The 24,996-nt window shown below is 40.1% G+C and carries 23 protein-coding genes; 14 read left to right on the top strand and 9 right to left on the bottom strand.

Translation table 11 applies throughout. From position 1 onward, the window contains the following. The first annotated feature begins 109 nt into the window (after positions 1 to 109). Positions 110 to 1,165 (top strand): thiamine-phosphate kinase, encoded by a 1,056-nt coding sequence (gene thiL, locus AC6JAD_RS04825; protein WP_461302271.1) that lies wholly within the window; start codon positions 110 to 112, stop codon positions 1,163 to 1,165. On the opposite strand, the gene AC6JAD_RS04820 is transcribed toward thiL, so the two are convergent. The 3 genes from AC6JAD_RS04820 to AC6JAD_RS04810 all read right to left on the bottom strand — a co-directional run bounded on the left by AC6JAD_RS04820 (position 1,162) and on the right by AC6JAD_RS04810 (position 2,451). After that, positions 1,162 to 1,365, bottom strand: coding sequence for a DUF1660 family phage protein (locus tag AC6JAD_RS04820; RefSeq protein WP_461302272.1), 204 nt, complete (start codon positions 1,363 to 1,365; stop codon positions 1,162 to 1,164). The genes thiL and AC6JAD_RS04820 overlap by 4 nt on opposite strands. Then, positions 1,346 to 1,615 carry a DUF1660 family phage protein gene (locus tag AC6JAD_RS04815; protein WP_461302273.1) on the bottom strand — a complete coding sequence of 90 codons (270 nt, stop codon included), beginning with the start codon at positions 1,613 to 1,615 and terminating at the stop codon, positions 1,346 to 1,348. The genes AC6JAD_RS04820 and AC6JAD_RS04815 overlap by 20 nt, the downstream gene beginning before the upstream one ends. 65 nt (positions 1,616 to 1,680) lie before the next feature. Continuing rightward, a complete protein-coding gene (locus AC6JAD_RS04810) occupies positions 1,681 to 2,451 on the bottom strand; it encodes an alpha/beta fold hydrolase (protein WP_461302274.1) in 771 nt (256 codons plus the stop codon). A 31-nt stretch (positions 2,452 to 2,482) separates the two neighbouring features. Here AC6JAD_RS04810 and AC6JAD_RS04805 point away from each other — a divergent pair, with 31 nt between their 5' ends. From AC6JAD_RS04805 to AC6JAD_RS04795, 3 genes are all read left to right on the top strand, one after another. Beyond that, the gene (locus AC6JAD_RS04805) at positions 2,483 to 3,760 is read left to right on the top strand and encodes a branched-chain amino acid transport system II carrier protein (protein ID WP_461302275.1); all 1,278 of its coding nucleotides are present in this window, start codon (positions 2,483 to 2,485) and stop codon (positions 3,758 to 3,760) included. Continuing rightward, positions 3,753 to 4,964, top strand: coding sequence for an AbiH family protein (locus AC6JAD_RS04800; protein ID WP_461302276.1), 1,212 nt, complete (start codon positions 3,753 to 3,755; stop codon positions 4,962 to 4,964). The genes AC6JAD_RS04805 and AC6JAD_RS04800 overlap by 8 nt, the downstream gene beginning before the upstream one ends. 273 nt (positions 4,965 to 5,237) lie before the next feature. Next, positions 5,238 to 5,534: an isoamylase early set domain-containing protein gene (locus AC6JAD_RS04795; RefSeq protein ID WP_461302277.1), complete on the top strand. Its 297-nt coding sequence runs from the start codon at positions 5,238 to 5,240 to the stop codon at positions 5,532 to 5,534. A 40-nt stretch (positions 5,535 to 5,574) separates the two neighbouring features. Here the strand turns inward: AC6JAD_RS04795 and AC6JAD_RS04790 are convergent, their stop codons facing one another. Together AC6JAD_RS04790 and AC6JAD_RS04785 are read right to left on the bottom strand one after the other, a co-directional pair. Further along, entirely contained in the window at positions 5,575 to 6,867 is a 1,293-nt protein-coding gene (locus AC6JAD_RS04790; protein WP_461302278.1) for an aminopeptidase P N-terminal domain-containing protein, read from the bottom strand. A 71-nt stretch (positions 6,868 to 6,938) separates the two neighbouring features. Next, positions 6,939 to 7,523 carry a Crp/Fnr family transcriptional regulator gene (locus AC6JAD_RS04785; protein ID WP_461302279.1) on the bottom strand — a complete coding sequence of 195 codons (585 nt, stop codon included), beginning with the start codon at positions 7,521 to 7,523 and terminating at the stop codon, positions 6,939 to 6,941. Positions 7,524 to 7,649: 126 nt separating this feature from the next. Between AC6JAD_RS04785 and AC6JAD_RS04780 the strand changes: the two genes are divergently transcribed. The 5 genes from AC6JAD_RS04780 to AC6JAD_RS04760 all read left to right on the top strand — a co-directional run bounded on the left by AC6JAD_RS04780 (position 7,650) and on the right by AC6JAD_RS04760 (position 14,687). Beyond that, positions 7,650 to 10,499 (top strand): WD40/YVTN/BNR-like repeat-containing protein, encoded by a 2,850-nt coding sequence (locus AC6JAD_RS04780; protein ID WP_461302280.1) that lies wholly within the window; start codon positions 7,650 to 7,652, stop codon positions 10,497 to 10,499. 161 nt (positions 10,500 to 10,660) lie between these two features. Beyond that, positions 10,661 to 11,356 (top strand): succinate dehydrogenase cytochrome b subunit, encoded by a 696-nt coding sequence (locus AC6JAD_RS04775; protein WP_461302846.1) that lies wholly within the window; start codon positions 10,661 to 10,663, stop codon positions 11,354 to 11,356. Between the two features lie 12 nt (positions 11,357 to 11,368). After that, entirely contained in the window at positions 11,369 to 13,369 is a 2,001-nt protein-coding gene (locus tag AC6JAD_RS04770) for a fumarate reductase/succinate dehydrogenase flavoprotein subunit (protein WP_461302281.1), read from the top strand. 10 nt (positions 13,370 to 13,379) lie between these two features. Next, on the top strand, positions 13,380 to 14,126 hold the full coding sequence (locus tag AC6JAD_RS04765; protein WP_461302282.1) for a succinate dehydrogenase/fumarate reductase iron-sulfur subunit: 747 nt from the start codon (positions 13,380 to 13,382) through the stop codon (positions 14,124 to 14,126). Between the two features lie 84 nt (positions 14,127 to 14,210). Then, positions 14,211 to 14,687, top strand: a complete 477-nt coding sequence (locus AC6JAD_RS04760) for a very short patch repair endonuclease (protein WP_461302283.1) — start codon at positions 14,211 to 14,213, stop codon at positions 14,685 to 14,687. Here AC6JAD_RS04760 and AC6JAD_RS04755 read toward each other — a convergent pair. Next, entirely contained in the window at positions 14,680 to 16,917 is a 2,238-nt protein-coding gene (locus tag AC6JAD_RS04755; RefSeq protein ID WP_461302284.1) for a response regulator, read from the bottom strand. The genes AC6JAD_RS04760 and AC6JAD_RS04755 overlap by 8 nt on opposite strands. A gap of 114 nt (positions 16,918 to 17,031) precedes the next feature. Here AC6JAD_RS04755 and AC6JAD_RS04750 point away from each other — a divergent pair, with 114 nt between their 5' ends. From AC6JAD_RS04750 to AC6JAD_RS04740, 3 genes are all read left to right on the top strand, one after another. Then, on the top strand, positions 17,032 to 18,171 hold the full coding sequence (locus tag AC6JAD_RS04750; RefSeq protein ID WP_461302285.1) for a methionine aminotransferase: 1,140 nt from the start codon (positions 17,032 to 17,034) through the stop codon (positions 18,169 to 18,171). Positions 18,172 to 18,247: 76 nt separating this feature from the next. Beyond that, a complete protein-coding gene (locus AC6JAD_RS04745; RefSeq protein ID WP_461302286.1) occupies positions 18,248 to 18,712 on the top strand; it encodes an ankyrin repeat domain-containing protein in 465 nt (154 codons plus the stop codon). 5 nt (positions 18,713 to 18,717) lie between these two features. Beyond that, complete coding sequence (locus tag AC6JAD_RS04740; RefSeq protein ID WP_461302287.1) at positions 18,718 to 19,497, top strand: amidohydrolase; 780 nt, start codon at positions 18,718 to 18,720, stop codon at positions 19,495 to 19,497. Here AC6JAD_RS04740 and AC6JAD_RS04735 read toward each other — a convergent pair. Together AC6JAD_RS04735 and AC6JAD_RS04730 are read right to left on the bottom strand one after the other, a co-directional pair. Next, positions 19,484 to 21,106: an Ig-like domain-containing domain gene (locus AC6JAD_RS04735; protein ID WP_461302288.1), complete on the bottom strand. Its 1,623-nt coding sequence runs from the start codon at positions 21,104 to 21,106 to the stop codon at positions 19,484 to 19,486. The two genes, AC6JAD_RS04740 and AC6JAD_RS04735, sit on opposite strands and share 14 nt — an antisense overlap. A gap of 24 nt (positions 21,107 to 21,130) precedes the next feature. Next, on the bottom strand, positions 21,131 to 21,661 hold the full coding sequence (locus AC6JAD_RS04730; protein WP_461302289.1) for a ComF family protein: 531 nt from the start codon (positions 21,659 to 21,661) through the stop codon (positions 21,131 to 21,133). Positions 21,662 to 21,878: 217 nt separating this feature from the next. Here AC6JAD_RS04730 and AC6JAD_RS04725 point away from each other — a divergent pair, with 217 nt between their 5' ends. Beyond that, positions 21,879 to 22,760, top strand: coding sequence for a DUF8428 domain-containing protein (locus tag AC6JAD_RS04725; RefSeq protein ID WP_461302290.1), 882 nt, complete (start codon positions 21,879 to 21,881; stop codon positions 22,758 to 22,760). Positions 22,761 to 22,823: 63 nt separating this feature from the next. Beyond that, positions 22,824 to 24,359, top strand: coding sequence for a glycine--tRNA ligase (locus tag AC6JAD_RS04720; RefSeq protein WP_461302291.1), 1,536 nt, complete (start codon positions 22,824 to 22,826; stop codon positions 24,357 to 24,359). Between the two features lie 18 nt (positions 24,360 to 24,377). Here AC6JAD_RS04720 and AC6JAD_RS04715 read toward each other — a convergent pair whose 3' ends face one another. Beyond that, positions 24,378 to 24,761, bottom strand: a complete 384-nt coding sequence (locus AC6JAD_RS04715; protein ID WP_461302292.1) for a hypothetical protein — start codon at positions 24,759 to 24,761, stop codon at positions 24,378 to 24,380. Between the last annotated feature and the right edge of the window lie 235 nt (positions 24,762 to 24,996).

The raw sequence follows: 24,996 nt of genomic DNA, 5'->3' as shown, positions 1-24,996 counted from the left end.
AATGTTGTCTTGGTTTTAAAATGGAACTTGGGCGAAAATGGAAATTATTTAATAATGCACAGTACTGCTTACGCGATATGGTGTATTTTTGCAGCGCTAAATGTAGAATATGTTAGAAGATAAAAATCAAGCACGTACGCCAATCTCTGAATTGGGTGAATTCGGACTCATAGAACACCTAACAAAGAACATTGAGATTAAACACACATCTACCGTTCTTGGAATAGGTGATGATGCTGCGGTAATTTCATCGGAGGAAGGAATGGAGCAGGTTGTTACGACAGATTTGTTGGTAGAAGGTGTTCATTTCGATTTGGGATATATGCCGTTGAAACATTTAGGATATAAGGCGGTAATGGTAAACTTGAGCGATGTGTATGCCATGAATGCCACCGCAAAGCAAATCACGGTTTCGTTGGCTATTTCGAACCGTTTTCCAGTAGAAGCTTTGGAAGAACTATACGACGGAATCACGACTGCAGCCCGCATATACAATGTAGATATTATTGGTGGCGATACCACCTCTTCTACTTCTGGGTTGGTCATTAGTATAACTGCCATTGGCGAGGCCCCTCTGGATAAGATCACCTACAGGAGCGGAGCAAAAGAAAACGACCTTTTGGTCGTCACTGGCGATTTAGGAGCTGCCTATTTAGGGCTTCAGGTACTTGAACGTGAAAAGCAGGTATTTCAAGCAAACCCCAATGCGCAACCGGAGTTGGATAACTATACGTATCTGGTAGAACGTCAGCTGAAGCCGGAGGCCAGAAAAGATATTCCTGCATTATTGGAAGATTTGGAAGTGGTTCCTACTTCAATGATCGACATTAGCGATGGATTGTCCAGCGAGATTATCCATATATGCAAGAGCTCGAATGTAGGGTGTAATTTGTTTGAAGATAAAATTCCATTAGATCCTCAAGTAATTTCTACCTGCGAGGAGTTTCAATTAGACAGTACGACCATTGCTTTGAGTGGTGGAGAGGATTATGAATTGCTTTTTACAGTAAGCATGGAGGATTTCCCCAAGATAAAAGCCAATCCTAATTTAACTGTCATTGGTCATATAGCGCCCGAAAAAGAGGGGATGCATTTAATTACCCGAGCGAACACCAAGATTCCATTGGTGGCACGTGGCTGGAATTCATTAAGCAACACAGATTAAACAGCTTTTCTTTTTCTGAAGTGTTGCTCGAAGAGGGTGTTGTTTTCCTCCCAATATTTGGTAAGCCTAACAATCTGTCCATAACCGTCTTCAGTATACTTCTGTTTACAACAACGGCATTGGTATTCACGGATTTGGGAATCTTTTTCCCTTAAAGAAATAAAGTGGTGGCCTACGATTTTACAGATTAGCTTTTTCATACGACATGGAAAATTTACGCTTCATTTTCTTCTGAAAGAAATTTGCGAGCGAAGTGTTTAATTCTTTGGTTTTAAACGTTAAACTTTCCAAACGCCCCGAAAAATTATCGGTAACCTCCTTACCGCAATTGGTACATCGGTATTCGTTAATGTGGTTTGTTATCTTTCTTGATACGACATAATCATGTCCTAAAGTGCCACAGAGGAGTCCTGAGAAAGTAAACGTGTGTTTTGGGGATTCGGTTCTCATGGTTGGATGATTTGGTGGACTAAACATACACAAAAAATCCAAAAAAAACCGATAAAAAGTAATTTTTATTCGATGAAATGCAACATTTTAACAATTTCGGCCCTATTTTCTAGCCAACTCATATGACTTCCCTCGAGTATTTTGAAATCAGCTCCAGTTTCTCGAGCCATCTTTTCGGAAATGGATAGGGGAACAATTGGGTCTGTGCTTCCACAAACAATCGTTTTGTTATTTGAGAATGATTTTAGTACCTGGGTACGGTCTTTACGGTCTTTCATTCCACGGATAGCAGCAGTAATGCCTTGGGTCGGAAATTGAAGAGCTTCTTTTTTCATGCCTTCAATCTCCTTGGAATACTTACTGCGCGCCTCTGTACTAAATAGGTTGGTAATGGCTAGGCTAATAATTGTATCTTTTTCTTTACCCATAAATTGGAGTGCTCGTTCGCGTTGTATTTTGCGTTCTTGGCTATCCGCATAGGTAGTAGAATTGAGCAGCACCAAATGCTCTATCATTTCAGGATACTTTTCAACCAAGGCTAGGCACACATAACCTCCCATGGAGTGTCCGACAAATGTTGCTTCATGTACCCCTAGTGACTTTAATAATGAATACACCACAGCAGCCATCATCTCCATAGTATGAACTTCGTTCAATACACCACTCTTTCCGTGTCCGGGAAGGTCCATGTATATTATAGTATTCGTATTGATGAGCTCGGGCACTATACTTTCCCACATCGTACTGCTTTCCAAAAATCCATGAAGCAACACCATAATAGGGCCATCTCCTTGTACTTCATAAAATATAGGTACCTCGTTGTAGTGATAAATCATTTTTCTATATTCGGCAGACAAATATCTGCCAATGAGCCCTACCAAACAAACCTTCGTTACCGCATTTGCCTTATTTTCCCTTTTTTTTGGTGCGGGAAATTTAATTCTTCCCCCGTTTTTAGGATACAATGCGGGCGATGCATGGTTTTGGGTTATTCTTGGTTTTGCCATCTCAGCAGTAATTATTCCCATACTGGCCATTTATGGTCATGCAAGACTACAGGGAACGATGCTGGACTTTGCCAATAGGGTGTCTCCGGCCTTCGCCATGGTCTATTCTATTGCCGTATATATTATTTCCATTTCACTGCCTTCGCCGAGAACGGCTTCTGTTACTTATGAAATGGCCATACAGCCCTATTTTTCGATGTCCTCGCTCACATTGAGCTTTATATATTTTGCCTTGGTATTGGTTTTTGTACTGAATAGAACTAAAATCCTCAGTATTATAGGAAAGTTCTTAACTCCTTTAATAATCCTTATTCTATTGTTGATTATAGGCATTGGCCTGTTTGGTGATGTTGAGCCTATTCGGGCATCTATATTTGGTTCCCCGCTTACCGAGGGAATTCTGGAAGGCTACCAAACATTCGACGCGATAGGAGGTGTTGTTGTGGGAGGTGTCATCGTAATTTCTTTTGCATTGCAAGGAGCCTATGGTTACGAGGAAAAAAGAAGAATGATAGGCAAGGCTGGGCTTTATGCCGGTTTGGGACTTTTCCTTATTTATGGTGGGCTCATTGCATTGGGATCCTATTACAGCGGAACACTAAACATAGAAAACAGAACCGAATTGCTTACCCTGTTAAGTACTAATACTCTAGGTGATATAGGAACCGCTTTTCTAGCTGTGTTGGTAGCCTTGGCATGTTTTACTACTGCCGTAGGGATTGTTACTGGGACTGCAGACTTTGTAAAAGGGGTTTTTGGTAATTCTCAACAGGCCTACGTAATTACCGGGGTAGCGGGTTGTGTCTTGGGTGTAGTAATAGGTCAGTTCGATGTACATTATATTATCGATGTGGCCCTACCTGCACTCATGTTTATCTACCCTATTACCATAGTACTCATATTGTTGAATGTACTACCGGAAAGATTCCGTTCCAAAATGGTATTTCGCGGCGTTGTTTTGGTAACATTTCTATTTAGTATTCCAGATTTTCTAGGATTTTTATTACCCGAGGGCTCTTTGGATTCTATAAAAAATAGTGTTCCATTTGGAAATGAACATATGGGCTGGATACTCCCTGCTTTGTTGGTTTTTGTATTTCTGAATCTCCTAAGATTTAAAAGAGAGGCAAATGAATAGACTTTTTATTATTGGCAATGGTTTCGATTTGGCTCATAGCTTGCCTACATCTTACAAGGACTTCTTAAATAGTTTTTGGAAGAATCTTAAAGAAGAATCTCGAGATCCAATGGTTTCCGAAATTATTTATATAGACGATTCCTACTTTAGATTCTTTAATATGGTAGAGATTAATAATTTCGAATCCTTTACTTCAGCACTTATTTTATATGCAAGGGAATATGGTTATCATTTTACGGAGAACCGTTTTGTATTGGAGGGTCCTAATGGGAATATTCTTTATATCAAAAATGGTTTTTTCCAAAGAATTAATCAGATCAATTTACTGAATAATTGGGTTGATGTGGAGAATGAATATTATGATTCATTGAAGGCTATTGCCTTAGCTGAGGGATTGAATAAGGAACAAAAGAAGCAAAGGGCAGCACGTTTAAATGTCGAATTCAATCAAGTAAGAGATTTATTGGTAAGATATCTAAGAAATGAAGTTCTTAATAAACATGATTTTGATTGGAAAATAAGTAAACAGTGGGAAGGAACTTTTGATTTGTTGAAACCTATATCCATATATGGAAATGACAAACCACAATTAATGGAAGAGTTTCAATTTCAGGCAGATAAAACTGAGCTAATTCAGCAGTTAAAAGGGAGGGACTTGGCAATGGGTACTTTTGGTAAGATTCATTTTTTAATTTTCAACTATACGCCAACAATCGATTTTTATGTTGGCAAGCTACATTCTGAAGGCTATCAATCTACCACGAATTACATTCATGGAAGGGTTAAAAACCATAGTGAATATCCAGTTGTGTTTGGTTTTGGAGATGAAATTGATGAAGACTACAGGAAGATTGAAAATATTAATGATAACGAATTCTTGGGGAATTTTAAGTCTTTTTCCTATTCTCAAAATGGCAATTATAAAGCACTCTTCGACTTCATCGATGGTGGCAAGTTCCAAACAGTTGTTATAGGTCATTCTTGTGGTTTATCGGATCGAGTATTGCTTAATTCAATATTTGAACATGAAAATTGTAGATCAATTAAACCAATATTCTTTTCTAAGGAAGGCAAGGATAATTATACTGATATTGTTCAGAATATATCTAGGCACTTTAATGATAAATCAATTATGAGAAGGAAAATCGTGAATAAGACACTGATTCAACCAATTCCTCAAAACCAAATTCCATTGAAAAATTAGGACTGGAATTTCCAAAATTGACGTTTTCAGGCGTATTTGCTCGAAACTCCCTCAAATCGAAAACGTTATAGTTTTTTGCGGGCGTATTTTTGAGCTATAAAACAAGATCATTTTATTGAATGATTCGGAATTTTACCCCCTTGATTTTTGGGTATTATCAAAAACACCCCGTTCTTTTTGCATCTTCCTCAAAACACTCAATTTTTATAAGGCAAATGTTGTTTTGAAGGGTTTCCTTCGATAGATTTGAAACCATCACAAACACTTAACATTATGTCTATTACCAAACAGTATTTAAAAAGTAAACCCGTGTGCAAGGTGACTTTCACCGTGCCAGCAGAAGAAGCTCATGAAGTAAAAGTAGTGGGATCTTTTAATGAATGGAACACAGAGGCAACTCCTTTAAAAAAATTGAAGAATGGAAACTTTAAGGGAACCATTAATTTGGATAAAGATTCGTCTTACGAATTCAGATATGTCGTAGATGGAAATTACACCAATGACGAGCAGGCCGATGCCTATGCCTGGAATGATTACGCAGCTGCCGAAAATGGCGTGTTGCACCTGTAACTAAAAAAGAAACCCCGGATGCAATGTCCGGGGTTTTTGTTTATGAATTCATGAGGTCTTCAATTTCATCGGCCTCAATTGGGATAGTACCCATAAGATTTTTGGGTGCACCATTTTCCTGAATAACTACATCATCCTCTAGTCTAATTCCGAATCCTTCCTCCGGAATATAAATTCCGGGTTCTACGGTAAAAATCATATTGGCTTCCATAGGTTCCCAAAGTATACCATAGTCATGCGTATCTAACCCTATATGATGAGAAGTTCCATGCATAAAGTACTTTTTGTAAGCAGGCCAATCTGGATTTTCATTTTGCACATCCGCTTTGTCTATAAGACCTAAGCCCAAAAGTTCGGAAGTCATTAGTTTACCTACTTCAACATGGTACTCTTTCCAAAGTGCACCAGGAACTAGCATCTTAGTGGCATCCTCTTTTACACGATTCACCGCATTGTATACCTTTTTTTGTCGCTCGGTAAACCGTCCGTTTACCGGAATGGTACGTGTCATGTCACTACTGTAGTTGGCATATTCGGCTCCTACATCCATAAGGATTAAATCCCCATCCTTACATTGTTGGTTGTTTTCAATATAGTGGAGTACATTGGCGTTGTTACCACTGGCTATGATAGGAGTGTAGGCAAAACCCTTAGATCTGTTCCTAAGGAATTCGTGCATATATTCAGCCTCAATTTCGTATTCCCAAACCCCTGGTTTTACAAAGTTCAGTACCCTTCGGAATCCTTTTTCGGTGATATTACAGGCCGTTTGCATTAGGTCTATTTCTATCGGGTCCTTTACAGATCGCAGGCGCTGTAGAATTGGATTGCTTTTTGCCCAACTGTGCGCCGGAAATTTTTCCTTGGTGGTTTTTATAAAACGATCCTCCCGGGTTTCAGTTTGCACTGCCTGGCGGTAATGCTCGTTCGTGTTAAAATAGATGTTTTCGGCTTGGGTCATTAGTTCAAAAAAGACCTTGTCGAAATCACTCAACCAATACACAGTTTTGACACCGCTTACTTCAAATGCACGTTCTTTGGTCAACTTTTCCCCTTCCCAAACAGCTATGTGTTCATTGGTTTCCCTTAGGAAAAGAATTTCCTTGTGCTTTTCATCAGCCGCATCGGGAAATAGCACTAGTATACTCTCTTCTTGGTCCACACCGCTTAAGAACAGGATATCCCTATGTTGGTTAAAGGGCATCGTACTATCGGCGCTGACGGGATAAATATCGTTACTATTAAAAACCGCTACACTTTTCGGCTTCATATGTGCCATGAAGTTTTTCCGGTTTTTTATATAAAGGTTGTGATCAATTGGATGGTATTTCATGTGAGCTGCTATTAAGAATTTGTCCTTTCAAAAATACACATTGAATACGGCTTCCCCTCAGCCAAATGTCCTTATTTTATGTTTTTCCGAATTCTGCTCATATGACGGGTAGAAATACCTAGGAAGGAAGCGAGATACTGTAGCGGCACTTGTTGGAGTAAATTGGGTTCGTTGTCCAACATCTTGGTGTAGCGTTCTTCGGGAGTTAATGTCAACAGATCTATGCGATAGTCGTCTATTTTGTAAATCTGATTTTCGATGAGGTTGTGATAAAATGTGTGGAAGGCCTCACTATCTGACAGAAGTTGCTCAAAAGGCTCCAAGTCCAGTACCCAAAGGTCGCAATCGCTCAATGCCTTTATGTTTTTTCTTGATGCAATTTGAAATCGGAAGCTTTTTAGGGCGGTTGTACACGAATTGCGAAGGGCAAGGTAGGTGGTTTTATCCTCTCCAAGCACATCGATGGAGTGCTGAAGGATACCATTTTCAACATAACAGAAATAGCGACAAATGTTCCCTTCCGCCACGAAGAAATCGTTTTTGGATAGATGCAATGGCGAAAACGCCGCGATGAGTTTGGGAATCTCGGTTTCTAATGAGGCGTTGTCGATGACCTTTTTGAAATAGGCTTCTAACTGTTTTGTAGACTTTTCCATTGGAACGTATTCTCGATTTCGAAGTTAAAAAGATTCACGGAATTGAAATTACGGATGTTAAACTTCCCCAAATTATTTTGAAGTATTTTTATCAAACTGTAATTTTCAGGAAGAAAAACCACCAAAATGAAAAAAATACTCTCCATCGCCTTCGGGTTACTTTCTTGTATTGCCTTTTCGCAACAACCAGCAACATCTTCTTCGGAAGTTGAAAATGGGTTGAAACAAAAAGCCGAAATGGCAAAAACTTCCATCGTTAAAAATTTACCCTTCAAGAATATTGGACCTACCGTAATGAGCGGTCGGGTCGTAGATTTTGCCGTAAACCCAAACAACCCAGTCGAATTCTATGTGGGCTATGCCAGTGGAGGCGTTTGGCACACCATTAACAATGGGACATCCTTTGAACCTATATTAGATAGCAGTCCGACTCAAAATGTAGGAAGTTTAGCAGTAGACTGGAAAAGCAGAACGATTTGGGTAGGTACGGGCGAGGTAAATTCGTCGCGCTCCTCTTATGCTGGGATTGGTATATTGCAATCTACCGATAATGGAAAAACATGGAAAAATATGGGGCTTAAGGATTCGCATCATATCAGTAAAATCATAATCAATCCTAATAATTCGGATGAACTATTGGTAAGTACCGTGGGGCATCTGTATTCCAAGAATACCGAGCGTGGTGTGTTCAAAACCATAGATGGGGGTACATCTTGGAACAAAACCTTGTACGTAGACGATCAGAGTGGAATTATTGAAATGGACGTACACCCTTCAAATTTCAATATTGTTTATGCTTCTTCATGGGACAAGGACCGCAAGGCATGGAATTTCAGGGGAAGTGGAACTGGAAGTGGTATTTACAAAAGTACCGATGCAGGAAATACGTGGACAAAAATTTCAGTAGATGGTAGCGGATTCCCTACGGGTGAAGGAGTAGGTAGAATAGGGTTGGCTGTCGTGAACGAAAATGTGGTGTACGCTATCCATGATAATCAAGCAAGGAGGGATAAGGAAGATGAAGATGACTCGCAAGCATCGGATGAACTTACCAAAGATGATTTCAAGACGATGACCAAGGACCAATTTTTGGCCTTGGACAATAAAAAGCTTCAAAAATTCCTGCGAAGTAATAGATTTCAGGAAAAGTACCAAGCCGAAAATGTGAAGCAAATGATTCGTAGTGGCAGCGCAGTACCTATGGACCTTGCTAAGTATTTGGAAGACGCCAATACCATGTTATTCGACACACCGGTTATTGGGGCCGAAGTATATAAAAGTGAAAATGGGGGAAGAACATGGAAGAAGACACATGATGGTTATTTAGACGGTATATACTTTAGCTACGGCTATTATTTCGGAAAAATCCATGTTGACCCTAGTAATTCGGATGGAATTTATATTTACGGGGTGCCCATTCTTAAATCGAAGGATGGGGGAAAAACCTTTACGTCGATTAGTGCTCCTAACGTACATGCCGACCATCACGCCTTGTGGATTAACCCCAAAAGGCCAGGTCATCTAATAGACGGAAATGATGGGGGGGTAAATATTTCATATGACGATGGAGCAAACTGGATAAAGTGCAACACACCTTCTGTAGGCCAGTTTTATGCCATTAATGTGGACTACGAAAAACCCTATAATGTGTATGGAGGGTTACAGGATAATGGTGTCTGGGTAGGCCCCCACAACACTACTGAAAGTGTGCGCTGGCATCAAAGCGGACAATATCCTTACGAAAGCATAATGGGAGGTGATGGAATGCAAATAGAGATTGACAATAGGAACAGTGATATTGTATATACTGGATTTCAGTTTGGGAATTACTTCAGGATAAATCGTGAAACTGGAGATCAGAAATACCTCAATATAAAACATGAGCTGGGAGAAAATCCCTATCGTTTCAATTGGCAAACCCCTATCGAACTTAGTGATCACAATCAGGACATTTTGTATCTAGGAGGTAATAAATTAATGCGTTCTATGAATCAAGGAGATGATTGGACCGCGATTTCTTTCGATCTCACCAATGGAGGAAAACAGGGTAATGTAGCGTATGGAACCATTACCTCGATAAGCGAGTCTCCTTTCGAATTTGGCCTAATTTATACGGGTAGTGATGATGGGCTGGTATATGTTACTCAAAATGCCGGAGGCGACTGGAAGAAAATTTCCAATTCCTTTCCGAAGGATTTATGGGTAAGTCGTGTCATTGCATCCAGTCACAAAAAATCGAGGGTATATGTTACCTTGAATGGATATCGCTGGGACGATTTTACACCTTACGTTTATGTGTCCGAAGATTTTGGTGCCACCTGGAAAGATATTAGTGGCAATCTACCAGCTTCGCCTGTGAATGTAATTAAAGAAGATCACGAAAACATGAATGTGCTGTATTTGGGTACAGACAATGGGGCATATGTTTCCTTAGATGGTGGAAATTTATGGACTCCTTTTGTAGAAGGATTACCGAATGTAGCCTATCATGATATGGTGATTCAGAAAGATGAAAATCACCTGGTATTGGGAACACACGGTCGATCTATTTATGTAGGGGATATATCATTGCTTCAACAATTGTCCCAAGAGAATATGGGCTCTGTTGTTATGGCAGGAATAACATCTATGAGAGCTTCCCAACGCTGGGGTAACTTAGGGTTCAATAAATATGGTGACCCATTCGAGCCGGAAATGGATATGCCATTCTATAGTCCCTCGGATGGCAAGGCGACCATTAAGATAACCTCCGAAGACGGCACCGAATTGCAAGAGTTCTCGCACGATGCTTCCAAGGGTATTAATATGGCCAAATACGATCTAACCCTTTCTAAAAAAGGAAGAAAGGCCCTAGAAAATGGAGGTGCCGAATTTAAGAAAGCCGATAATGGATCTTACTATTTACCCAAAGGGAAATACAAAGCGATACTCTCATTCAATGGAAGCATTTCCGAAGAATCGTTTGAGTTAAAATAATATTTACACCCCTTAATATAGAACTCCGGCATTGTCCGGAGTTTTTTTTATGTCGCATCCTTTTTTCTGGATTCAGTCTAAATAAGACAAATAGTACCATTTTTTTGGCAATCGCTCTTTTGAGCCGTAAATTTGTAATTCAAAATTTTGAAAAGAAAATCATAATGGGAATTATCTCTTCTTCCATCGCCCGTAAAGTTACCATGGCACTTTCGGGACTGTTTCTAGTATTTTTCTTAGCACAACATTTCACTATCAATTTTACCTCCGTCATTGCGCCGGATACGTTTAATGAGTGGTCTCATTTTATGGGGACCAACCCATTAGTGCAAGGTGTTTTGCAGCCCATACTTATTTTTGGGGTTATTTACCATTTTGTGATGGGATTCATACTGGAAATTAAAAACCGAAACGCGCGTGCCGTTAAATACGCAAGCTTTAAGGGAAATGCCAATTCAAGCTGGGCCTCTCGTAACATGATCATTTCTGGGCTTGTAATCCTTGCTTTTTTGGGATTGCATTTTTACGACTTCTGGGTTCCGGAAATGGTTATAAAGTATGTAGAAGGGGATACTTCCGGGTTATTGGATCCGAATAATGTGGATTCAGGCTATAGATATTTTGAGGAAACTGTACATAAGTTTGAAAGCCCAGTTCGAACCGGACTGTATGTGCTTGCTTTTGTACTTCTTATTTTTCATTTATGGCATGGCTTTTCATCAGCCTTCCAAAGTGTAGGTTTCAACAATAAGTATTCGAAAGGGCTAAAAGTATTTACTCAGGTATTTGCGATTGCAATTCCTATCGGATTTATTTTTATAGCGCTATACCATCATTTCAATCAATTATCCCACTAAACTGCTAGCGATATGTCATTAAAAACTAGTTTACCCGAAGGACCCTTAGCCGATAAGTGGACAAAACACAAAAACGACATTAATCTTGTTAACCCGGCCAACAAACGTAATATTGACGTGATCGTAGTTGGAACAGGCTTGGCAGGAGGAAGTGCTGCTGCCACCCTGGCCGAGTTAGGGTATAATGTAAAAACCTTTTGCTATCAAGATTCTCCTCGTAGGGCGCATTCCATTGCTGCTCAAGGAGGCATAAATGCTGCAAAAAACTATCAGGGGGATGGGGATTCCACCTATCGTCTGTTTTATGATACTATTAAAGGAGGTGATTACCGTTCTCGTGAAGAAAACGTATACCGTTTGGCCGAAGTTTCTGCCAATATTATAGACCAATGTGTGGCCCAAGGGGTTCCTTTCGCCCGCGAATATGGTGGGTTATTGGACAACCGTTCATTTGGAGGGGTGTTGGTATCCCGAACCTTTTATGCTAAGGGACAAACAGGACAACAATTATTGCTAGGGGCCTATTCCGCAATGAACCGCCAGATTAACCGTGGAAAGATAGAATCCTATAACCGACATGAAATGTTGGATATTGTGGTGGTAGACGGAAAGGCTCGTGGAATTATTGCAAGAGATTTAATTACGGGTGAGATAGAAAGACATTCTGCTCATGCTGTAGTAGTTGCCACAGGAGGTTATGGAAACGTATTCTTCCTATCTACAAATGCCATGGGAAGTAATGTAACGGCCGCATGGAAAATCCATAAAAGGGGAGCGTATTTTGCGAACCCATGCTACACTCAAATTCACCCTACCTGTATTCCTGTGTCGGGCGATCACCAGTCAAAACTTACCTTGATGTCCGAATCATTGCGTAATGATGGACGTATCTGGGTGCCAAAGAAGAAGGAAGATGCTGTAGCCATTCGTGAAGGCAAAAAGAAGCCCACCGAGTTAAGTGAAGAAGAGCGCGATTATTATTTGGAGCGACGTTATCCGTCCTTCGGAAATTTGGTGCCTCGAGACGTTGCCTCAAGGGCCGCAAAAGAGCGATGCGATGCTGGATTCGGTGTAAATAAAACAGGAGAAGCCGTGTATCTGGATTTCGCAAGTGCGATCATGCGCTACGGAGAAGAACAGGCAGCCATTCAAAAAATTGACAATCCATCTAAAGATACCGTTCGGGAATTGGGGGAAAAGGTTATCGAGAACAAATACGGAAACCTATTCCAGATGTACGAAAAGATCGTAGATGAGAACCCATATAAAACACCAATGATGATTTATCCTGCGGTGCACTATACCATGGGAGGAGTTTGGGTAGATTACGACCTACAGACGACAATTCCGGGTTGTTATGCAGCAGGGGAAGCCAACTTTAGCGATCATGGGGCGAACCGATTGGGAGCTTCGGCATTGATGCAAGGATTGGCAGATGGTTATTTCGTATTGCCTTACACCATTGGGGATTACCTTTCTAATGATATCAGAACAGGGGCAATTTCTACGGATTTACCAGAATTTGAGGAAGCCGAAAGTAATGTAAGGAATCAATTGGAAAAATTGATCAATAACAATGGGACCAAAAGCGTAGATCATTTTCACAAGCGCCTCGGAAAAATCATGTGGAACAAATGTGGAATGTCCCGTAACGAAAAGGACCTAAAGGAAGCAATTGCTGAAATTAAAGCCTTGCGCGAAGAATTTTATAAAGAGGTTCGCGTACCGGGCGATATGAATGAAATGAATCCAGAATTGGAAAAAGCTATGCGCGTAGCCGATTTCCTTGAATTAGGAGAGCTTTTTGCCAAGGATGCCCTTCATAGAAATGAATCCTGTGGAGGTCATTTTAGGGAGGAATACCAAACTGAAGAGGGAGAAGCCCTTCGGGATGATGAAAATTTCATGTACGTGGCTGCTTGGGAGTATAAAGGAGAGCCTAGTGATGCAGTACTGCACAAAGAGGAATTAACGTACGAGAATATTGAAGTAAAAACTAGAAGTTACAAATAAACATACAGCTATGAAATTAACGCTTAAAATTTGGAGACAGAAGAATGCAACGTCCAAGGGAAGTATGCAAACGTATCCTATTGATGGTATTGATGGGGATATGTCTTTCTTGGAGATGCTGGATGTTTTGAATACCCAATTAATAGATAATGGTGATGAACCTGTGGTTTTTGACCATGACTGCCGTGAAGGAATTTGCGGTTCCTGTTCCTTGCAGATTAATGGGGAACCCCATGGTCCAGATCGATTGATCACCACCTGTCAATTGCACATGCGGAAGTTTAATGATGGGGATACCATCGTTATAGAACCATTCCGCGCCAAAGCCTTTCCTGTGATCAAGGATTTGATGGTAGATCGAAGTTCTTTTGATCGTATTCAGCAAGCAGGAGGGTTCATTTCGGTGAACACCTCAGGAAATACCATTGACGCCAATGCTATTCCAATTGAAAAGGAGGATGCAGATGAAGCTTTTAATGCAGCAACCTGTATTGGTTGTGGGGCTTGTGTGGCAGCATGTAAGAATGCAAGTGCTATGTTATTTACCTCAGCGAAAGTGAGTCAATATGCACTGCTTCCACAAGGTAAAGTTGAGGCTACACGACGTGTATTGAATATGGTAGAACAAATGGATAAGGAAGGATTTGGTAATTGTACCAATACGGGAGCCTGCGAAATAGAATGCCCAAAAGGAATTTCCTTAGAAAATATTGCTCGAATGAATAGGGAATACCTTTCAGCAAGTTTGAAGGGATAACAAACGTTCCAGATAATAGTAAAATGATTCCCAAGTTCAACGACTTGGGAATTTTTTTGTCCTATTTTGTACATTTAACCTATTGTGGAATACAGAAAAGACAAGATAAAAGTTCCGAGGTTCGAGGAGAAGGCAGGGTTTTATACCACCAAAAAACGCTCCCGGATCATGAGCAGTATCCGAGCCAAGAATACCAAACCAGAAATGACTATTAGAAAAGCCCTCTGGGCTAAAGGTATCAGGTATCGGGTCAACTCTGGGCAACTACCGGGAAAACCGGACATTTCAATTAAGAAATACAAGCTTGCAATATTTGTGGATGGAGAGTTTTGGCACGGCTATGACTGGGATAGCAAGAAAGGTAGTATAAAGAGCAATCGCGGCTTTTGGATTCCAAAAATTGAGCGCAATATGCAGAAAGACCATGAAGTAAACCAACACTTACGGGAAATGGGATTTACGGTTTTTCGTTTCTGGTCAAGGGAGATTAGCGGTGATTTAGACAGATGTGTAAACGATATCATAGGATATATTAAATCCTATCCCTACTTGGCTAGATAGCCTTTAAGTGGTTTTTGTTTTCTAAATGCCTTAGGTTTTTGAGGATGGTTAGGGTAAATTGATTCACATCATACGGTTTCACGATGATGTCATTCATCCCCGCCTGATAAATCCTGTGACGCATCTCTTCAATTTCCACTGCGGTAAGGGCAATAATCGGTAGATATTGGTTGAATTCCCTAATGACTGTGGAAGCTTCAATCCCATCCATAACGGGCATATTAATGTCCATGAGGACTAAATCAAATTTTTTGGATTGCACCAATGAAACAGCAGATTGTCCATTTTCTGCCACGGTACAAATCACTCCATCTTTTTCGAGTATTTTTTGTGTTACTATTTGGTTAATGCGGTTATCCTCTACAATAAGCACTTGTTTTCCTTCCAGTGCTTTAACGTCTATAAGTAAAGACGCATCTTCTTCTTCCTGTTTTGCACTTTGCGCCACATCATATACAAGAGCAAAAGTAAAGGACGTTCCCTTACCTAATTCACTTTCTACCTCAAGGTCCGAATCGGACAAGGACAACAGTTTTTTAACGATTGGGAGTCCTAAACCTGTACCTTGATAATTGTATTCTTGTGAAGCCGCCTGGGCAAATTCATCGAATATTGAACCTATTTTGTCTTGGGCAATTCCAATTCCATTGTCCGCGACCTCAAACTCAATTTCTACATGGTTTTTAGAAATTTGCTTTGGTCTGGCAGATACTTTAATCAATCCATTTTCCGTGAACTTAACGGCATTCCCTATCAAATTCATGAGAATTTGGGATAAACGCAACGGATCTCCAGAAACCCTATTGGGAATTTCGGAATCTACATAAATCTTTATGAGATTGTTGTTCTGTATCTTCATGTATTCGAACGAAGAAACAATGGTTTCCAGTAATTCTTTCAAATTGAATACAGAATGGGAATCCTCTAAATTGTTAGAATCTATCTTATTTATTTGAAGCACATCGTTTATAAGTGCCAATAAGTAGTCTGCCGAAAATTTTAGAGATTTCAAATCCTTTTCATGTGCCTTGAGATCGTCATTTTCCATCAAAAGGGTGCTTAAGCCTATAACCCCATACAGCGGTGTGCGCAATTCATGGCTTACCGTAGAAAAGAAGTTGCTTTTTGCAGCAGCGAATTTTTCAGATTGTTCTTTAGCTTGAAGATATGCCTGATTCTTTTCCTGTAGCAATAAAACCAATTGTTTCCTTCTACGGAAAGCAAACCATAGAATGATAAGGAGTGATATGACACCTACGGAGGTTGCAATGAGAATTTTATTGAATAGTGCGTTACTCCTTACCTTCTCTGCTTGCAGTTTATTCTGTAGTTCCGCTTCCATGATACCCCGTCGGTATTCATTAACTTGGAATTTGGCCGACATGGCTTCCACTTCTTCCGAAGTCATTTTCAAAATGTTATTCTCGAATTGCTCTTCGTATTTTTTGCGCATTTCGAATGCCTCATCATATCGTCCCTGCTTAGCCAAGCTTTCACTGAAGTCGTAATAAATATTCTCTAATTCGACAGTGAAGTTTTCCTTTTCTGCCCATTCCATGGCACGACTTAAATAGATATCGGCCATTTGGTAATTTTCTTTTTCCAAATAGTACTGGCCAAATAGAGCCTCTACGGTAATGGGAAATGCGGGATGCGGATCATGCTTTACCAGTTTCTTTATTTTTACCAAGCTAAGGAAGGCTTGATTGTATTTTTTTGCCTCTAATGCGGTTATGATTTTGTTATAATGTGCTTTGGCCAAGTACACTGAATCCTTAAGTTTTTCGAACCCCTTAATGGATTTGTTATGGTATACTAGGGCAAGGTCCGTTTTGTTGTAGAGATTGCTGTTTATATTGGCCAAATCCATATAAGTAATGGCCATAGCCGTATCGTTTTGGACGACTTTCGCAAACTTTCCAGCTTTATTGAAACTTTCCAGTGCTAGAATGCTATCGTTAAGCGCCATATAATCATATCCTAAGTGTCTGTATCCCTTGTAGATATAATCACTTTTGTTGCTGATTAAAGCATTTTTAAGGAGTTCAATGTTTACACCTAAAGAAGCTTTGTAGTCGCCATTTAGATAATAGGCATTAGATGAGTCTACTAACTTTTTAAAATACTCATTACTAAGCAAATAGGAGTCATTGTCCTGTGCAGAATTTCCTTGGGAAAAGGCAATTGCAGGGCATAAGCAAAGTAGTATGAAACAGATGTTCCGTACCATTTTTGGGTTAAGTTTATAAATTTTGGGCGTTGCAATGTACGGATTTTCTTGCAATTGGGTAAATATCAGGACAATTCTTGGTCATAAAACAGGGTTGGATTAATTTTATTGAATATGATAACATCCAAACTTCCCAACGTTGAAACGACCATTTTTACGGTTATGAGTAAAATGGCAAAAGATCATAAGGCCATTAATTTGTCCCAAGGTTTTCCCGACTTTCCAAGCGATCCCTTGCTTATGGATTATGTAAGTGAAGCCATGCAAAAAGGGTTCAATCAATACGCGCCCATGCAGGGTGATTTGGGATTACGACAAATAATTTCAGCAAAGTGCCGGTCACTATACGGCAGAACATACGATCCAAATACCGAGATTACTATTACAGCAGGGGCTACCCAGGCAATTTTCACTGCAATTGCAGCAACGATACAGAAGGGCGATGAGGTCATCATTTTTACTCCTGCCTATGATTGTTACGAACCAGCAATCGAATTATTTGGCGGAATCACTGTTCCTTTTCAATTAAGGCCACCAAATTATGCGCCCAATTGGGAGGAAGTAGCCAAACAGATCACAGGTAAAACTAAAATGATCATGGTAAATACACCACATAACCCAAGTGGTGCTATATTAACCGAGGACGACATGTTGCAACTTCAAAAACTGGCAGAGGAACATGATCTCTTGGTGGTAAGCGATGAGGTTTACGAACATATCATTTTTGATGGACACCAGCATCAAAGTGCAGCCCGTTTCGATGCCCTATCCCAGCGGAGTTTTATTACAGCCTCATTTGGAAAAACCTTTCATAATACGGGTTGGAAGATGGGCTACTGTCTGGCTCCTGCATACCTAACCAAGGAATTCCAAAAGGTACACCAGTATAATGTCTTTTCTGTAAATCACCCTGCCCAGAATGCCCTAGCACGTTATTTGGAAACAGAGGCGCACTACATGGAACTTCCCGATTTTTATCAGAAAAAAAGGGATTTATTCTTAGATCTAATCAAGGATTCAAAGTTCAAGATAGTCCCTGCAAAGGGCACGTATTTCCAATTATTGGACTATTCGGATATTTCATCTGAAGGAGATGTTGCTTTTGCGGAACGATTGACCAAGGAACATGGCCTTGCAACGATACCTACTTCTGTTTTTAATAAATGTCAGGAGGATTTTCAACAAATACGGGTGTGCTTTGCCAAAAAGGAAGAAACCCTTCGGGCAGCAGCTCAAATTTTAAATCAATTATGATAAGAAAAAGATAAATCGTTTGTTGAAGCCAAGACTGAATGGTACTTTTACCTTACTTCTTTTAAATTAACCCTTTATGAGTGAATCCTTGTTTAATGCCATTCGAAATGAAGATATGGGGACGGTTTCCGAGCTGTTGAAATCGCAACCCGAATTGGTCAATTCCAAAGATTCAAGAGGATCTACTCCCTTACTATTGGCGACCTATTACGGGCATCAAAATATTACTGAAGAAATATTGAAGCACCCCCAGGATGTGAATGGGCAGGATGCTTCGGGTAATACACCGTTAATGGGGGTTTGTTTTAAAGGATACGATGGGATAGCCCAACTACTAATTGATCATGGAGCCGATGTAAACCAGACCAATTTTAATGGAGCCACAGCCCTTATTTTCGCGGCCACCTTTTCTCGAGCAGACATGGTACGATTGCTATTGGAAAATGGAGCGGACGTCAACACCAAAGACGATAGGGGAAATACAGCATTAGATCATGCGAAAATGCAAAATGCCGATGAAATTGTAGACTTATTATCGTAACAGCCGTGACTAAAGATTTAAACATTACCATTGTACAGTCCCATCTTAATTGGGAGAATCCGGAGGCAAATAGGGCCATGTTTTCAGAAAAGTTAAGTCAGGTAATAGGTAAAACGGATCTCATACTCTTACCCGAAATGTTCACTACCGGTTTTACCATGAATGCAGAACCTTTGGCGGAACCCATGGATGGGGAGACTGTCGCTTGGATGAAAAAAGAGGCGAAAAGATGCAAAGCAGCTCTTATGGGAAGTATCATTGTCCAGGAAGGCGGCAACTTCTACAATAGACTACTGTTTGTAGAAGAGGATGGGTCATTTCAGTATTACGACAAGAGACACACGTTTACTTTGGCCGGTGAGCATAAAACATATGCTAGTGGGACGGATCATTTATTGATCGATTACAAAGGCTGGAAAATATGCCCTCTTATTTGTTATGACTTGCGCTTTCCCGTTTGGGCACGAAACACGCAAGATTACGACCTTTTACTATATGTCGCCAATTGGCCTAAAAGACGAATCGCTGCATGGGATGCCTTATTAAAGGCTCGGGCTATCGAGAATATGGCGTATTGTATTGGCGTGAATCGAGTGGGGCTAGATGGCAATGGTCATGAATATATAGGTCATAGTGCCGCATTCGATGTGTTGGGTGAACAACTATCAACCCATGATTTTGAAAAGGAATTTATAGAACATCTAACGCTTTCGCAGGAGCACATTCAAAAAAATAGAAGACACCTCCAATTTTTGAATGATAGGGACGATTTCAGTCTAAAATAAAAGTTTCGGGAAGACTCCAATTGGCACGAACCTCAATTGGCTTGGGATAGTAGATTACTTCTTCGGGTTGCAGTTTTTGCAAATAATTCCCAGTATCCCATTTTCCGTTACTGTTCATATCATAAATAATCCTGATATAGTAATTATCTGGTTCCAAATAATCGAAAAATGATGGCGGATCCTCAGCAGAGGTTACGTAATTTTTCCGAATCACCTTAAATTTGGTATCTACTAATTCAACCAGAATAGGAAAGCTATTGGCATTCTGTAACGTAAAAGTAATGGTCCCGTAGTCCGCTTCGGTTTGTGTTCTGAAATTATAGCCTAATGTGTCTAAGCTTTTGTTGCCGTAGAAATCGGTAAAGGCCTCTGGCAGTATCTGGATATTGTATAATTGATCTTCCTGTTTGTCGAAAATCATGGAAGCAACATTGTATTGGGTATCAATATAAGTGGTCACTGGAATTTGGGTTGAATCCTTATCAAGTACCGTTACCTTTTCAACATCGAAATCAACTAATGGATTGTTTCCTTTCAATTGCACACTATCCCTCAGAATTAGAGTTCCTGGACTCAATTTGGATATTTTTAAGGAGTCTTGATATAGATCTTTCATCACAACTGTGAGTGTGTCCAGTTGCCCTCTGTTGTTTGCCATGAAAAGCAAGGTGTCCGTAACTTCTAGGTCGAAAGAAGGTTTAAAAAAGTAATTCAGTGTATCCGTGCGCGATTCCCAATAGGTGGTATACTCATAACCTTCGGGTGCTGTGAAAAGAGGATTAATTGCCAAGGAATCCACATTGCCTTCATACCCAAACATAATCCGTTGTTTGCTAGGGTATTTGGGCCGGGCCATTCGGTACTCGGGAAGCTCCTTAAACATCTTTATCAAGTAAGAGCTGTCGGTTGGTGTGCTTACTACTTCCTCCAAGTAACCAATTTTGTCGGTTTTGGGCTGAAAGATATAGTCATTCAGGCTCTCCTGTAATGCCACCATTAGAAAGTCTGCCTCCTTTATATTGGTAATTTCAAATGCATAGGTTGTATCCCTAGTGGTGGTAATGTAGGTTGGCTTTTCCTTGTATACAATAGAGTCGCCAAAGTTTTCATTGCGTTCGTAAAGCATTACGGTTACAGGGTCTTCAGATTTTAGCAGTAGCGCATCTTTCACAGTTCCCTTAACGGTAAGGCTATCGATAAAGTCCCCTGTGGAGAACACATATTTGAAATAATCGAAACTGTTTTCTTCATTGTTGTCCACGATACTTTTTCCGAAATTGAAAGAATATGTAGTGTTTTCCCTAAGGGTGTCCAATATTTTTATTTTCAACACCTTGGATGTGCTCAAAGGGGTAATTTCGGGTTGATACTTTAATGGAGGCGAGATAATAAGGTTTTGCTGAAGATCTTTTAGTTTAATGTATTCATCAAAATAGATCCTTATCTCATTCCCATCGAACAAAGTGGTGTAATTTTCTGGGTTGCTCTTAATGATCATGGGAGGAATCGAATCCTTGGGCCCTCCTGAAGGGGTTCCTCTTTTGGCACAATTGGAAAAGAGAAAAATGGAAATAAAAACCAAGAAGAAATATAGCAGTTGCTTATTCATCGTCGCAAAATTAAAGAAATTGTATCACGCAAGCGCAATGGTTGCGATACTAATCTTAGCATTGGTGTCATCCAGCAGTATATTGGCACAATGTTCTAAGGTAGCACCGGTTGTAACAATATCATCTACCAAAAGGATATGTTTGTTTTTCAAAGGAGTAGGGTCCGTGATAGCGAAAATTTCGTCTGTATCAAAGCGCCCCATTCTTTTCTTGAATACTTGAGAACGTGTTTTCGAGGTTTTTATTAGAATATCCTCCCGACAAGGAATTTGTAAGGCCTTTGCGATCTCTGTGGCAAATCCCGTGACCTGATTGTATCCGCGCTTTCTTCTCTTTTGTTTGTGAATAGGAACAGGTATAACAAGATCTACCTTATTGTAGGCCTCATGTGCGGCCAATTCGTGCCCAAGCCATGCTCCAAAAAAATGAGAAATTTGCTCTTGCCCCCTGTATTTAAGGTTGTGCAATATCTCTTGGGTAATTCCATGTTTTTGGAACCGGAATAGTGCAGTTGCGGTTTCAACTTGAAACCTACCATAGAATATATTCTTCATGCTAGGATCATTTGTTCGGTGATGGCATATCATTGGCAAACGATGTCGGCATTCTGCACAAATAATCCGCTCGGCCTTTAACAGCTTGGTTTTACAGCCGTTGCAAACTTTTGGGAATAGGACATTTAACATAATTTAATATTTTTTACCATTTCCTAAACTTTCCCTATTTTGAGCTTTTATTACATTTGACCCACAAACCTAAATCTTACATGTTATGAGTAACGAGAATAATAGTACAAAGTTTAAAGTACTAATTGGATTACTTTCCGCGATGTTAATTGCTTTGGCCGTGTACACGGTATCCCTTTACAATGATAGTAAAAGTAATATTACAACGCTTGAAACACAAAAAACAGAAATTGAAGACGAACTTCAAGAACTTATCACCAATTATGATGAGGTAATTCAGGAGAATGAACTGAAAGACAAAGACCTTATCGCGGCCCGAGAACGAATTGGAATGCTTTTGGATTCGGTAAAAACCGCTGAAGCCAATGTATCCTTAATTAGACGCTACCGAGCCGAAATTGGAAGATTAAAAGATGAGCGCAAGGTGCTGTTTAAAAGAGCCGACAGTTTAATGAAGGCTAATCAGATGTTAGCCGTACAAATGGATAGCACTAAGACCATTTTAACCGAAACCATTCGCGTGGTAGACTCAGTAGGGCAAGAAAACATTGCCATGGCAGAAACCATTAAACGAGGTTCTGTCGTAAAGGCAACCGATCTTCGTGGTGAAGCGGTAATAGTAAGGAAAAGCGGCAAGATTGTCGATACGAAGAGATCGAGCAGAGCCGATAAGGTAAGAGCATGTTTCACTTTGGCACCAAATATCATTGCCGAAAAAGGAGACCGTCTGTTATTCGTTCAGGTTATTAACCCACAGAACAACTTGTTGGGTGAAAAATCTATGATAGAGTTTGAAGAAGGTACCCTTAATTACAGTTCCTCTACAAAAGTGTTCTATGAGCAAGAAGAACTAGACGTATGTGTGCTTGTAGATGCAACAGAAGAAGACCTTGTGGAAGGACGATATACCATCAACGTATTCGATGGTCCTACCCAAGTGGCTACCGCCTCCATGACGTTAAAGTAATTACATCTTAAAAAAGATAGAGCCGCTACGATGTTATCGTAGCGGTTTTTTTATTTTTGCGCCATGGCAAATAACGAAGATCATTTCAAGAAGGTAATATCGCACGCAAAGGAGTATGGTTATATTTTTGGATCCAGCGAAATATATGATGGATTGAGTGCGGTATATGACTACGCCCAGAACGGTGTAGAACTTAAAAAGAACATTCGCGAATATTGGTGGAGAAGCATGGTATACATGCACCAGAACATCGTTGGGATAGATGCAGCAATTCTTATGCATCCGACTACGTGGAAGGCTTCTGGGCACGTAGATGCTTTCAATGATCCACTCATAGATAACAAAGACTCCAAGAAAAGGTATCGCGCCGATGTACTTGTCGAGGATTATGCCGAAAAATTGAATGTGAAGGCTCAGAAAGAAATTGCAAAAGCGAAGAAGCGATTTGGAGATGCATTCGATGAGGCTCAATTTGTTACTACCAATCCAAGGGTTGTAAAATACCTTTCTGAAAAGGATGCTGCACTAAAGCGTTTGGCAAGATCGTTGGAGAACGAAGATTTGGCAGACGTAAAAGCTTTGATTGAAGAGCTTGAAATCGCTTGCCCTGTAAGTGGTTCAAAGAACTGGACCGATGTAAAACAGTTTAACCTTATGTTCGGAACCAAACTGGGTGCCTCTGCCGAGAGTGCAACCGATTTATATTTGCGTCCAGAAACAGCTCAGGGGATATTTGTGAACTTCCTAAATGTTCAAAAAACGGGAAGGATGAAGATTCCTTTTGGGATTGCCCAAACAGGGAAAGCATTCCGAAATGAAATCGTAGCTCGACAATTTATTTTCAGAATGCGCGAGTTCGAACAAATGGAGATGCAGTTTTTTGTCCGTCCTGGAGAAGAAATGAAATGGTATGAGTATTGGAAAGAAACCCGTTTAAATTGGCACCTATCTTTAGGGCTGGGCGCAGAGAATTATAGATTCCATGATCATGAGAAATTAGCACACTATGCAAATGCTGCGGCCGATATAGAATTTAACTTCCCCTTCGGATTTAAGGAATTAGAAGGGATTCATTCTAGAACGGACTTCGACCTTAAAGCCCATGAAGAATATAGTGGTAAGAAATTGCAGTTCTTCGACCCAGAAATGAACGAAAGCTATGTGCCATATGTGGTAGAGACTTCTATTGGATTGGATCGTATGTTCTTGGCCGTATTTAGTAATTCATTAAAAGATGAAACCCTAGAAGATGGGAGCTCACGGGTGGTGTTAAAAATTCCATCCATCTTGGCACCTGTGAAGGCTGCTGTACTGCCTTTGGTGAAAAAGGATGGCCTTCCCGATGTTGCAAAAGAAATTGTAGATAATCTTCGCTGGGACTTCAATGTTATTTATGATGAAAAAGATGCCGTAGGAAGACGCTACAGAAGACAGGATGCCGCGGGAACACCTTTTTGCATTACTGTAGATCATCAAACATTGGAAGATAACACGGTAACCCTGAGAGATAGGGATACTATGGAGCAGATTCGAATTCCTATTGCCGAGATTTCTGGGAAATTGAAGGATACCATTTCCTATCAGAAATGGTTAGGATAGTACACTAAGGGCGGAAACCTATTCCGTTCTTACAAATATTTCTGTAACCTCTACAGGTCTGGCTTCGGGGCAGCGATTCATCATACGTAGTCCCCTAAATTTAATCCAAACCTTTTGTGAGTCACTTTTAAACGATTCACTCAGGTTAGTTGGATCTACTTTTTGTTCGGCAAAACCTCCTTTTATATCAATCACATATTCGCAGGCACCTTCACCCTTACCAGCCATTACGATACCTTTTAGATAACCTTCGGCCTCCATTTCACTTGTGCTTTTTGTAGTCGTTGTCATATCTGTTTTATCAGTCATTTCTTCCGAAGTTTCCTTTGCGTCGTTCACTGTAGGTTTTGTGGAATTACAGGAAGCAACGGCAAAGCATAATAATATCAGTAGGGTTTTCATAAGGTTCATGGTTTTCGTTTTAGTATCTGAAATTAAAATTACAATAAATATGCCATTTGTGATGAGCTTGGTGCTGCAAGCTAAGAATTCGGGGCCTCATTTTTTTCTCATAGTTGAGGCCTCGAAAACTCCTTTAAATCTCCTAGAAGTTTTGTTAAATATTAGTTAAGTTGCTTAAAATCAAATACTTAAACAAAATTGAGAATATCCTAACAAGTTGATTTCTAGTTATTTG

The organism is Aureisphaera sp. (assembly GCF_059726885.1).
The sequence above is the reverse complement of the archived record's forward strand: the minus strand, read 5'-3'. Positions and strand labels throughout refer to the sequence as shown.

What these genes read in the sequence shown, in the direction of transcription:
- AC6JAD_RS04715 (WP_461302292.1), bottom strand. Translation starts at nt 24,761, where the DNA reads ATGAAAACCCTACTGATATTATTATGCTTTGCCGTTGCTTCCTGTAAT.
- AC6JAD_RS04730 (WP_461302289.1), bottom strand. Translation starts at nt 21,661, where the DNA reads ATGAAGAATATATTCTATGGTAGGTTTCAAGTTGAAACCGCAACTGCA.
- AC6JAD_RS04735 (WP_461302288.1), bottom strand. Translation starts at nt 21,106, where the DNA reads ATGAATAAGCAACTGCTATATTTCTTCTTGGTTTTTATTTCCATTTTT.
- AC6JAD_RS04745 (WP_461302286.1), top strand. Translation starts at nt 18,248, where the DNA reads ATGAGTGAATCCTTGTTTAATGCCATTCGAAATGAAGATATGGGGACG.
- AC6JAD_RS04790 (WP_461302278.1), bottom strand. Translation starts at nt 6,867, where the DNA reads ATGAAATACCATCCAATTGATCACAACCTTTATATAAAAAACCGGAAA.
- AC6JAD_RS04725 (WP_461302290.1), top strand. Translation starts at nt 21,879, where the DNA reads ATGAGTAACGAGAATAATAGTACAAAGTTTAAAGTACTAATTGGATTA.
- AC6JAD_RS04810 (WP_461302274.1), bottom strand. Translation starts at nt 2,451, where the DNA reads ATGATTTATCACTACAACGAGGTACCTATATTTTATGAAGTACAAGGA.
- AC6JAD_RS04720 (WP_461302291.1), top strand. Translation starts at nt 22,824, where the DNA reads ATGGCAAATAACGAAGATCATTTCAAGAAGGTAATATCGCACGCAAAG.
- AC6JAD_RS04795 (WP_461302277.1), top strand. Translation starts at nt 5,238, where the DNA reads ATGTCTATTACCAAACAGTATTTAAAAAGTAAACCCGTGTGCAAGGTG.
- AC6JAD_RS04755 (WP_461302284.1), bottom strand. Translation starts at nt 16,917, where the DNA reads ATGGTACGGAACATCTGTTTCATACTACTTTGCTTATGCCCTGCAATT.
- AC6JAD_RS04770 (WP_461302281.1), top strand. Translation starts at nt 11,369, where the DNA reads ATGTCATTAAAAACTAGTTTACCCGAAGGACCCTTAGCCGATAAGTGG.
- thiL (WP_461302271.1), top strand. Translation starts at nt 110, where the DNA reads ATGTTAGAAGATAAAAATCAAGCACGTACGCCAATCTCTGAATTGGGT.
- AC6JAD_RS04815 (WP_461302273.1), bottom strand. Translation starts at nt 1,615, where the DNA reads ATGAGAACCGAATCCCCAAAACACACGTTTACTTTCTCAGGACTCCTC.
- AC6JAD_RS04785 (WP_461302279.1), bottom strand. Translation starts at nt 7,523, where the DNA reads ATGGAAAAGTCTACAAAACAGTTAGAAGCCTATTTCAAAAAGGTCATC.
- AC6JAD_RS04820 (WP_461302272.1), bottom strand. Translation starts at nt 1,365, where the DNA reads ATGAAAAAGCTAATCTGTAAAATCGTAGGCCACCACTTTATTTCTTTA.
- AC6JAD_RS04780 (WP_461302280.1), top strand. Translation starts at nt 7,650, where the DNA reads ATGAAAAAAATACTCTCCATCGCCTTCGGGTTACTTTCTTGTATTGCC.
- AC6JAD_RS04800 (WP_461302276.1), top strand. Translation starts at nt 3,753, where the DNA reads ATGAATAGACTTTTTATTATTGGCAATGGTTTCGATTTGGCTCATAGC.
- AC6JAD_RS04750 (WP_461302285.1), top strand. Translation starts at nt 17,032, where the DNA reads ATGATAACATCCAAACTTCCCAACGTTGAAACGACCATTTTTACGGTT.
- AC6JAD_RS04805 (WP_461302275.1), top strand. Translation starts at nt 2,483, where the DNA reads ATGAGCCCTACCAAACAAACCTTCGTTACCGCATTTGCCTTATTTTCC.
- AC6JAD_RS04765 (WP_461302282.1), top strand. Translation starts at nt 13,380, where the DNA reads ATGAAATTAACGCTTAAAATTTGGAGACAGAAGAATGCAACGTCCAAG.